General features: G+C 47.6%; 8 protein-coding genes and 2 pseudogenes. All 10 read left to right on the top strand.

Annotated elements, in window-relative coordinates; all coding sequences use genetic code 11:
• Nucleotides 1–1,202: pseudogene (locus BN93_RS14870) on the top strand (DNA methylase); the annotation flags it as partial.
• Nucleotides 1,203–1,468: 266 nt separating this feature from the next.
• Nucleotides 1,469–2,722: a site-specific integrase gene (locus BN93_RS14865; RefSeq protein WP_019189083.1), complete on the top strand. Its 1,254-nt coding sequence runs from the start codon at nt 1,469–1,471 to the stop codon at nt 2,720–2,722.
• 12 nt (nt 2,723–2,734) lie between these two features.
• The gene (locus BN93_RS14860) at nt 2,735–4,018 is read left to right on the top strand and encodes a site-specific integrase (protein ID WP_044261039.1); all 1,284 of its coding nucleotides are present in this window, start codon (nt 2,735–2,737) and stop codon (nt 4,016–4,018) included.
• 55 nt (nt 4,019–4,073) lie between these two features.
• Nucleotides 4,074–4,541 carry a DUF1896 domain-containing protein gene (locus BN93_RS14855; protein ID WP_019189081.1) on the top strand — a complete coding sequence of 156 codons (468 nt, stop codon included), beginning with the start codon at nt 4,074–4,076 and terminating at the stop codon, nt 4,539–4,541.
• Nucleotides 4,542–5,232: 691 nt separating this feature from the next.
• Nucleotides 5,233–5,502, top strand: a complete 270-nt coding sequence (locus tag BN93_RS14850; protein WP_019189080.1) for a helix-turn-helix domain-containing protein — start codon at nt 5,233–5,235, stop codon at nt 5,500–5,502.
• Between the two features lie 3 nt (nt 5,503–5,505).
• Nucleotides 5,506–5,820: a helix-turn-helix domain-containing protein gene (locus BN93_RS14845; protein WP_044261037.1), complete on the top strand. Its 315-nt coding sequence runs from the start codon at nt 5,506–5,508 to the stop codon at nt 5,818–5,820.
• On the top strand, nt 5,808–6,317 hold the full coding sequence (locus BN93_RS14840; protein WP_019189078.1) for a DUF3408 domain-containing protein: 510 nt from the start codon (nt 5,808–5,810) through the stop codon (nt 6,315–6,317). Before BN93_RS14845 ends, BN93_RS14840 begins: the two co-directional genes overlap by 13 nt.
• A gap of 194 nt (nt 6,318–6,511) precedes the next feature.
• Nucleotides 6,512–6,931: a plasmid mobilization protein gene (locus BN93_RS14835; protein ID WP_004351733.1), complete on the top strand. Its 420-nt coding sequence runs from the start codon at nt 6,512–6,514 to the stop codon at nt 6,929–6,931.
• Nucleotides 6,928–7,947, top strand: a pseudogene (gene mobB, locus BN93_RS14830) (conjugal transfer protein MobB); the annotation flags it as partial. The gene BN93_RS14835 and the pseudogene mobB, both read left to right, overlap by 4 nt.
• Before the next feature lie 226 nt (nt 7,948–8,173).
• Nucleotides 8,174–10,465, top strand: a complete 2,292-nt coding sequence (locus BN93_RS14825) for an outer membrane beta-barrel protein (protein WP_019189076.1) — start codon at nt 8,174–8,176, stop codon at nt 10,463–10,465.
• The last annotated feature ends 131 nt before the right edge of the window (nt 10,466–10,596 follow it).

Here is a 10,596-nt window from a genome sequence, read left to right as displayed (position 1 = left end):
ATGAGAACGGCAACGACATCAAGGTGCGCGATGCCGAGAAGATACAGCTGGCCAACGCCAAGATCGACGAGATAAGAAACGGTTTTACCGAATGGCTGGAAGCGCAGTCGAAAGAGTTCAAGGACAGGCTCACCGACCTCTACAACCGCAAGTTCAACTGTTTTGTACGGCCGAAGTACGACGGCTCGCACCAGACCTTCCCCGACCTCGACCTCAAGGCACTCGGCGGCAAGTATGGCATCTCTGCCGTCTATCCCAGTCAGAAGGACTGCATCTGGATGCTCAAGCAGAACGGGGGCGGCATTGCCGACCACGAGGTCGGAACAGGAAAAACGCTCATCATGTGCATCGCCGCCCATGAGATGAAACGCCTCTCGCTCGCCCACAAGCCGATGATTATCGGACTGAAGGCGAACGTGGCAGAGATAGCTGCAACGTACCGGACTGCCTATCCCCAAGCCCGTATCCTCTATGCCTCCGAAAAGGATTTTTCTACGCAGAACCGTGTACGCTTTTTCAATAATATCCGCAACAACGACTACGACTGCATCATCATGAGCCACGACCAGTTCGGCAAGATACCGCAGTCGGTGGAGATACGGCAGAACATCCTGCAAGAAGAACTCGACACGGTGGAGGAAAACCTCGATGTGTTGCGTGGGCAGGGACGGAACATTTCTGTTTCGATGCTCAAAGGTTTGGAAAAACGCAAGCACAACCTACTGGCGAAGCTCGAAAAGATAGAGCATGAAATCAACAGCCGTAAGGACGACGTGGCAGACTTCGCGCAGATGGGCATTGACCACATCTTCGTCGACGAGAGCCATCAGTTCAAGAACCTGATGTTCAACACCCGACATGACCGTGTGGCGGGACTGGGCAACAGCGAGGGCAGCCAGAAAGCGCTCAACCTGCTCTTTGCCATCCGTACCATTCAAGAGAGGTCAGGTAAAGACTTGGGGGCGACGTTCCTTTCGGGAACGACCATTTCCAACTCGCTCACCGAACTCTACCTGCTCTTCAAGTATCTGCGTCCCAAGGAACTCGAACGGCAGGACATCCGCTGCTTTGACGCGTGGGCGGCCATTTTTGCGAAGAAGACCACCGACTTCGAGTTCTCCGTAACGAACAACATCATTCAGAAAGAGCGTTTCCGGTATTTCATCAAGGTGCCGGAGCTGGCGGCGTTTTACAACGAAGTATGGGAGTAGAAAGCAGAAAATGGCATAAAACTCATATCTGACTGAAATACAGCGGATATTGCTTGTTTCTTCTTAGGGTTGCATCATAGGAAACAGGCAGAAAAGGGAGCGAAAAGGAGGGAGTTCAGTTACCAAATCGTTCGAAAAACGATGAAAGGAAAAGGACGGCTGAAAGTGGTAACTAAAACGGAGTTTTCTCTTTCATTATCAATGTTTTGCATCGTTCAAAGTTCCTCAAAGAAGTGTAATTTTGCAAGTAAAAAACAATGGAAAAAGAAAAATTCAAGCTGCTTTTCTACCTCAAGAGAGGTACGCAGGACAAAAACGGAAAAAGTCCCATCATGGGACGCATCAGTGCAGGACGCTCTATGGTACAGTTCAGTTGCAAATGCTCGTGTACTCCTCGTTTGTGGGACAGTCGCAAGAACCGACTGCTGGGCAAGAGTGCCGAAGCCGTATCGGTAAACAAGGAACTTGACCGCCTTCAGGTGAGCATATACAAGGTTTATGAGTCTCTTTCGGGTAGCTCCGATGCCCCCATTACGGCAGAGAGAGTACGGGAACTTGTATTCGGACTAAATAGCGAATCTCAAGAACTGCTGCATCATACAGACGAGTATATCGACCGCTTCCGTGAGCGCGTGGGCATAGACCGCAGCGAGCGGAGGCTGAAATGTCTGCTGCTCTTCCGCAAGCATCTGGCAAACTTCGTCAGGTATCGCTACCGTGTGGAGGATATTCCCGTACAGAAAGTGGACACAGTCCTCATCAAAGACTTGGAGGACTACTTCGCCAAAGAAAAGGGATTCAAGCTCAACACTTCGGCTGGTTATCTCTCCATGCTGGCTTCCTTGCTCAAAGACCTGCATAAACGGCACATCATTGACACCTATCCCTTCATCAACCATTCCATTCGTTGGGAAGTGGGCACTCCACGTTACATCACAAGGGAAGAGGTAGGTCGTATCGCAGCCTTGGGAGAAGATAAATTGCAAGGCTATGAAAAAGTGTCGAGGGATATGTTCCTTTTCTCCTGCCTGACGGGGCTTTCCTATACCGACGTGTATCACTTGACGGAGCAGCACATCTTTCACGAAGCGGGAATGACTTGGATACGTAAGCCGAGGATGAAGACGGGCAACGTGTGCCACATCCCCCTACTTCCCGAAGCCACTGCCATTATCGAGCGTTATCGGGGCATTCACACGAGGGCTTTCCGACACGAACCGCCCAAGGGGTATCTGCTGCCCATACCCGGATGCGACACGGTGAACATACACCTCAAAAAGATAGCACGGCTTTGCGGTATTCAGAAAACGCTGACCTATCATATGGCACGGCATACCTTCGCATCACAGATGACACTGTCGGAGGGCGTGTCCATTGAGAGCGTTTCCAAAATGCTCGGACACAGTCAAATCAAAACCACGCAAGTGTATGCGGAGACTTCTCCCGAGCGTGTCTTTCTGGACATAGAGAAAATACTTCCACAACTCACACATTATCAACTGACCAACTAAAACCGCAGCACAATGAAAAGTACATTTGCCATACTATTCTACATAGATAGAAGCAAGACCAATGAAGACGGACTATGCGTAATCCGCTGTCGTATCACCTGTAACGGAACGTCCTCATCGTTTTCCACGCAGTTGCAAACTTCCCCCGACGAGTGGCTTGCCCGAAAAGGGTACATCAAGGCGACAACAGGTAATTCAAGCGGCATCAATCTGCAACTGAACTCAATCGAAGAGTGCTTGCATTCACTCTATGAACGTACATTAAGGGAAGAAAACTATATCACGGCGGAATACCTCAAGGAGCGTTATATGCAGCAAAGTCGCCCCATGCCAACACTTACGGAGTTATATCAATCCGTTTGTGAATACAAGGAGGAATTGCAGGGCAGAACCTTAAGCAAGGCAACCGTCAGGGCTTTTAAGGACAGCTACAAGAGTTTTGTTCATTTCCTGCAAGTAAGGGAAAGGGCAGACTGTATGCCCACAGAGATGGACAAGACTTTGCTTGAGGATTATCGCCTTTTCATGCTTCGGGACTTGGGAAACAAGGAAAGCAGTGTCGGCAACCGCCTACGCCACTTGCATCAGGTCATTCGCAAGGCATTGCAGGAGCGATACGTTCGTGAAGACCCTTTTGAACTCATAGACATAGAAACGCCTACCTACGAGCGCAATGCACTTACGGCGGACGACCTGCAAAAACTCTTGGCTTACCGTCCGCACCGCTCGACAGATAACCATTGCAGACTTATTTTCCTCTTGGGCTGTTTCACGGGGCTGGCATTCTCAGACTTAAAGAAACTCCGAATGGACGATGTTTATACATTCGGGGATGGGCGTAGGTACATATCGCTCTGTCGAACAAAGACACAGAACAGAAGTATTGTCCCGTTGCTGCCCGTTGCCGAGAAAATACTCGCCATTGTGAGCCACGGACGAAGGGAGGGGCTTTTCTTTCGAGAGTTTCCCAGCAACAGTAATTTCAATAGAACTATTCAGGAGATATCTATTAAGGCAGGACTGCCACCGCATACTCAAGCGACCTCGCACACCGCACGGCACACCTTTGCCACGACCATCTGTCTGGAGAACGGACTTCCGATAGAGACGGTGAGCAAGATGCTGGGGCATCGCTTTATCTCCACGACCGAGATTTATGCACGGGTGACCAAGAGCAAGATTGCCAAGGAAATGCAACCCCTGATGGGTAGTGAGCATACAAGGGTACTGCGTAAAGCCTTACGGCTGTGTCCGTCAAGAACACCGAAAAAGTCAAGTCCCATAATTGGGATGTAACAGCCGTAATGAATGATTCAAAAAAAAGAAGTCCAACTTTTTAACAAGAAAAACAATGAAACAGAAGAACAAACAGGAACTTTCCTACTTTCGATTGAAGTTAAGAAGTTACATGAGTGAGCATCACCCCGAAAAGTTGCAAGATACGGAGTTTATCACTGCACGGGCAGATATGGCTCTCACAGTTTACTGCGATGCTGTAGCACAAGGCTTTACACACATTGAAGCGGAGAGCATGGCAAGCGAGGCATTGTATCAAGGCTTGCACTTTTCCAAGTATGATACGCTTGTATCCGTGTTGGAAAACGAGTTTGAAAGGGAACTTCCTGCACCGCTCCCAGAGAAACTCGTACCTATACTGTTGTCGAACAAGGCTATTCAAGCCACATTCGACAAGTTCGGTTTGACGGACACATTGGCTTCTGACGAGCAATACGGCCGTCTTTACACCGAACTCACAGGCACAATAGTGCTGCTCACCAAGAGCAATCATCTGCCAATAATCGGTCAGACGGAGGGGTAAGCCCAAAGGCGTTGTAAGCAAAGGCACATGCAAAGCCCCTGAAGCCGTTTCTTATCGTGCAAAGGTACAACGGTAGCCTATCTGCCCTGAAAGGTCGAGTCCTGCGGATGGAGAGAAGAATCTCCACCGCAGGATTTTTCTGTTTCAAGGTGGTATTGCCATTTTCTATATCCATGCGGTCGTATTCATCTCTCCCAACCTTGCAGGGCTGGGCTGCCGTAGAGAGATAGGCACGACAAGAATACGGCATACTCAGGCTCTTTGGACGCAAGGCGTAACAACTAACAACAGATAGGACTGACGATAATACGGACAATCTATTGTTTGTACAATTTGTTGTCATGACTATCTGTTGTCAAAACTATATATCGTCAAAACTATATATCGTCAAAATAATCTATCGATAAAACTATCTATCGACACTTCGACATCTCGATTTGTCGAACTATCGAATTATCGATAAAAGAACAAAATAATAAAAGGAACGAGCCGGCGCCTCATCTCATTACCGCAATAACACAGACGGATTTCCTTTGTTTTTCTATTGCTTTCTCTCTATTTCCCTGCTTATCCTCATTTCTTGCTGCGGTACTTCCGAGGGTTTACTTTTGCACCCGAGAAGTACGGCAATGGACTGCATAACAGTTTGTTTGCTGAGTAACAATAAAGTAATCAAAACAAAATTAAGGCAATGAAACTCATTATCATCGACCGCAAAGCGTGGGAGCGACACCGCTCCGAATTTGCAGACTTTATCCACAGTATCGAACAACTCATCGGCAATCCGCCCGAAACGAACGAATGGCTTGACAACGAAGCCGTGTGCAAGCGTTTGGGCATCAGCAAGCGTACCCTGCAATCATACAGAGATACGGGAAAAATCCCTTTCTCAATGATTGGACACAAGTGCTATTACAAGGAGAGCGACATCACGGAGTTACTGAACGCAAACAATGAATGAATTATGTCGGAGAATGAAATCATTACGCAGGAAGACCCTCAGATGCAGTTGTTTTCACAACTGATGGAAGGAATATTGAAGAAATTGGAGCGGTATTACGCTACCGCCCGTCCGATGCTGGGCGGAGAGGTTTACCTCACTGGCGAGGAGGTTTGCAGCCAATTACGGCTCAGCACACGCACGCTCCAAGAGTACAGAAACTTAGGAACACTTCCTTTCTACAAAATCGGAGGGAAGATACTTTACAAACAGAGCGACATACAAACCATGCTCGAAAGACATTATTACCCAATACACAAGAAGCCATGCCGACCATAGATGAAAAGAGAAAAGCCGTTTTAGAGCAAGCCCTTCGAGATATGAGCAATTATGGCGTTAAGCTCCGTAAGCCCGAAGATTTGCCCGATTTTGACCAGCCCGTAGATTATGAAGAGGAGAAGAAAAGATTTGAGCCTGTTGATAAAGTTGAGGAACAAAATGACAAGGAGAGTAACGAGGATTTTTCTCAACCGTCCTATCAAGAGACAGCGTTGTCGCCAACAGAAAGGGCTACTTCTACCGAAGAATTTCATCAAAGAATGGGAAAAACAAAGGACAGAAAGCAATTATCCGAGTTTCAGGGGAAATATCTCCAGCCCTTTCGCAACAGCCACCGCAAAGCCGTGTATGTATCAGAGGAAATCCAACGAAAGTTAGACTTCGTGGTGCGGAGAATCGGTGAGCATGGAGCGAGCGTTTCGGGATATGTCGAACAGGTACTGCGGGAACACCTCGACCAATACAAGGAAGATGTGGAAAGATGGAGGAAACTCTGAATTACTGCATTCCTCGAATGCAAGCCTACGCCGAGTTACTGTATTCAGTGAATGCAGTAACACGGCATGGGCTTATAATCCCATTTTCTACATCAGCAAGGTGTGTCTTTGTAACACAAACCGCCGTTTGTACCACAAAGACCCTTGCCCCGAAGGGGAGATGAATTACTCCAAAGTCGTAATTAGAAGACCAAATGAATATGAATAAAGGTACAGAATATCGTTTAGAACGAAAAAAGGCAGAAAAGCCTCGTTGGGACAACTGGCATGTGCGGTTGCCCAACCCCAAAGACCAGCAAAGGGCGATTGATTTGTTTCAGCGTTCAGGGGCAGAAACGAAGTCGGATTTCGTACGCGCTCGTATTCTTGGAGAGCATTTCAAGGTAATAACGGTGGATAAATCCGCTGTGGAATATTACCGAAAACTCTCGGAATTGACGGCACAAATCCATAAGATTGGCGTGCTGTATAACCAAGCCGTGCGTGCCATCAACAGTTATCACAGCGTGAAGACTGCACAGATTATGCTTGAGAAGTTGGAGAAACTGTCTGCTCAAATCATCACTTTGCAGGAGCAGGCAATCAATCTTACCATTGACTACCGCAAAAAATGATTGCCAAGATTTCAGCAACAGAGAACCTTGGAGGGGCACTCGGCTACAACTTCAAGAAAGTGGAGAAAGGAGAAGTGAGCATCCTTCTTGCAGCTGAACTGTATCAAAGCAACGATGGTAATTACACGATGGAGGATGTACTGGCCGATATGCAGGCTTTGATACCTAAAAAATGCCGAACGAAGAAGACGGTGTTCCATTGTTCGCTCAATCCGCACCCGGACGAAAAACTATCCGATGAAACGCTTATGCAGATTGCCAAGGAGTATATGGAAGCACTTGGTTATGGCAAACAGCCTTATATCGTGTTCAAGCACAACGACATCGCCCGTGAGCATATACACATCGTGTCGCTTCGAGTGGACGGAGAGGGAAAAAAAATCAACGACAGGTTTGAAAAGCGAAGGAGCAAGAAGATTACCGATGCTTCGGGAAGGAAGTATAACCTTATTCCGAGTTCAAAGGTTAGTGAGAAAGCGGTAACAGAAACGCCCAAGGTGGATACCACAAAAGGAAGTATCAAAGAGCAGGTCGCAAGTGTTGTCCGCACGGTGCTGAAGCGTTATAAGTTCTGTTCACTCGGAGAATTGAATGCCATCCTTTCTGCATACAATCTTACTGTGGAGGAAGTCAAGACTGAGTTCCGAGGAAAGAAATATGACGGACTGGTCTATGTTCCGACTGACGACAAGGGCTACAAAATAAGCACACCCATTAACGCCTCGGACATCGGGCGTGGTGTGGGCTATACTGCCGTGCAGAACAAGATGCAGAAATCCAAACAAGCTATCAAGCCATTGATATCAATCATAAGGTACAGGGTGTTACAAACAATGCGTACCTCTCCAAAGACAGAGGAAGAACTTCGACAGCGATTGGAGGAACAGAGCTTGCGTGTGGTAATCCGAAAGAACGAAGGCGGACGTATCTATGGCATTACCTTCATTGATGATAAAGAGGGTATTGCTCTCAATGGCTCACGGTTGGGCAAGGGATATACTGCCAATATATTCAATAGCTAAAGTTTCCCACCCCTTAAAACATTGTCTTTTCTCATTCACCTTTGCTTGTCGTCCCCCATATTCATTGACTTTTAACACATGACTAATAGAAGTTATGTAGTCTGTCCATATGCTTCATTCCATTTTTCCAATGCTTCATCCATTACAAGGATTTTGCTCAACTCTTTGTCGTTGCCGCTGATTGTAGCCATAAGATGTTGGGACGCTCAACCTCGGCGAAGTGGTGGTTACTGCTGCCATGAAGGAGGTGGAGATAAAGGGCGATACCACGGTTATCAATGCCAATGCTTTCTATACTCCCGAAGGAGCATACCTCGAAGAACTCTTGAAGCGAGTGCCTGGATTGGAATACGAAAAGCAGAACAAGACGATGACCTACAACGGTCTTCCCATCCATGAAATCAATGTCAATGGCGAGAGTTTCTTTGGCGGCAACAGCACCCTCGCCCTCGAAAACTTGCCTGCCAAGTTGGTGAGCAAAATCAAAGTGTATGACAAGCGAAGCGAATTGGAGAAGATTACCAAGGTGCGCAAAGGAGGCGAGAACTATGTGCTCGACTTGCAGACCAAGCGAGAGTTCAACGGCACGCTGATTACTTCGGCAGGCATCGGCATAGGCAACAACGATAAGAAGGAGACAGAGTTGATTTCCAACTTGTTCCGTCAGAAAGGCGACAACATCTCCGTGATAGCTCGAAGTGGCAACCGATATAAAACTTCTCGCTATCCCGACAACCGACAGGACAACGTGGCGATGAACTTTGTCAAGAAGTTCTCCAAGCGATTCACCCTCTATGGCAACATGATGTACAACCATTATGCCAGTGGCAACGAGAGCACCCTGTATAGTGAGCAATATCTCACCACAGGCAACCGTTACCAGAACTCGGCATCCACCAGCACCAATCGCAACACGATGGGCAATGGTTCGTTGGGCATGAGGTGGAGCTTGGATGACAAGACCTATTTTAATATAGGTGGAAACTTCAGCAAGTCGAAGAGCGACAACACCAGCGACAGCCAGCAATCCACCTCTTCAGAAGGCGATGAGCGTATCAACAGCATCACGAGAAACTCGGATTCGAAGAGCGACAGCCATTCGTTCTCCGTCAATGCCGACATCACCCGAGTGTTCAACGACAAGGGTACGAGCATCAGCCTCACGGGTAGTTACTCCGACAGCAAGAGTACCAACGAGTCACATTCCCTTTCCGAGACCACTTACTATCAGTTGGAGAGCAGTCTGGGTGGCGATTCCGTGCTTTATCGCAACCAATACCAGCACTCCCCCTCCACCAATCGTGCCTATTCCGTAGGCATCAACTTGACGCAACCCTTGGCTGAGAACTTGCGCCTGCAACTCGGTTATCGCTATTCTGCCAACCGACAGGTGAGCGACAGGAGTACTTACGAGAGCGAAGTATATCAAGACAGTTTGAGCAACTATACCCAGAGTCGGACTTATTCCCACGAACTCAGCCTTTATTTCAATTATAATGGCAAGCGATGGCAGGTGAATACGGGTGTGCAGATGCATCCAGAGCGGAGAAGTCTTGACCAGAAGACTGGGCTGCTCTATGCCGATACGGTGAGGACGAGCGTGAATTGGAACCCACAGTTGAATGTGTCATGGCATCAAGGCAAGACTCGCTTCGAACTGAATTATGATGGCAGCAGCCGACAGCCAGACCTTGGCAGTTTGGTTTCGCTGACCGACAATAGCGACCCATTGCACGTTACTCATGGCAATCCTTCGCTCAAAGCGGCTTATAGCCAGAACTTTCGGTTGATGGGAAGGAACACTCGCCTCGGTCTTTCGGGCGATGTTAATTTCAGCAACACCTATAACAGTCAGACGCAAGCCGTCTTTTACAACCTTGCCACTGGTGGCACGGAGACTTATCCTGTGAATGTGAATGGCAACTGGAATATGCGTGCCAGTCTTCGTTATCAGAAGCGATGGAAGAAGCGGTTCAATCTCTCTGCTCGCACAGGAGCCAGCTTTGCCCAAAGTGTAGCTCTTGTGAATGAGGGAAAGAGCGAGGAGCCAGACCGCAGCGTCACCCACAATACGTCGTATAATGCCAACCTTCGCTTGGGTTATCAGCCGAAATGGGGTGGCTTCGACTTGCAGGGCGATTGGCGTTACCGCCATGCCACCAACCAGCTTCGTAGTACGTCCAACTATACCCGAAGTTACAACTTTTCGCTGAATACCTATGCAGAGCTTCCTCTTGGTTTCCTGGTCAAGAGCGATGCTGCATACTCTTTCCGTAACGGCACCAACATCAAAAAAGGCGAAGACGATCAAGTGGTTTGGAACTTGGGGGCATCTTGGCGATTCCTCAAAAAGAAGCAAGCCGAACTTTCGCTCTATTGGTCAGATATTCTCAGCGACAAGAAAAACTATTATCGCAATGTTACGGCGACAGGATTGACGGAAAGCCGTACCTCACAAATTGGCAGCTACTTCATCATCAGCTTTAAGTATCGGCTGAATAAGCAACTGTAAAAAACATATTGAAAATCTTAGATATGTTATGATTTCTCAACAAGACAGATGAGAAACCCCTATAAATCATAACAAATTACTATTGCAAATTTCATTATTTTTAAGTATTGCACATTATTTAACTAAAGTTT

The sequence above is a fragment of the Prevotella conceptionensis 9403948 genome (assembly GCF_000312305.1).
Taxonomy (GTDB): Bacteria; Bacteroidota; Bacteroidia; order Bacteroidales; family Bacteroidaceae; genus Prevotella; species Prevotella conceptionensis.
Note: the sequence above shows the minus strand (reverse complement) of the source record. Positions and strands in the feature narration are given on the sequence as shown.

Bases quoted from the DNA above. Each gene is read 5' to 3' on its own strand.
- BN93_RS14865 (WP_019189083.1), top strand. From the start codon at position 1,469: ATGGAAAAAGAAAAATTCAAGCTGCTTTTCTACCTCAAGAGAGGTACG.
- BN93_RS14850 (WP_019189080.1), top strand. From the start codon at position 5,233: ATGAAACTCATTATCATCGACCGCAAAGCGTGGGAGCGACACCGCTCC.
- BN93_RS14835 (WP_004351733.1), top strand. From the start codon at position 6,512: ATGAATATGAATAAAGGTACAGAATATCGTTTAGAACGAAAAAAGGCA.
- BN93_RS14860 (WP_044261039.1), top strand. From the start codon at position 2,735: ATGAAAAGTACATTTGCCATACTATTCTACATAGATAGAAGCAAGACC.
- BN93_RS14840 (WP_019189078.1), top strand. From the start codon at position 5,808: ATGCCGACCATAGATGAAAAGAGAAAAGCCGTTTTAGAGCAAGCCCTT.
- BN93_RS14855 (WP_019189081.1), top strand. From the start codon at position 4,074: ATGAAACAGAAGAACAAACAGGAACTTTCCTACTTTCGATTGAAGTTA.
- BN93_RS14845 (WP_044261037.1), top strand. From the start codon at position 5,506: ATGTCGGAGAATGAAATCATTACGCAGGAAGACCCTCAGATGCAGTTG.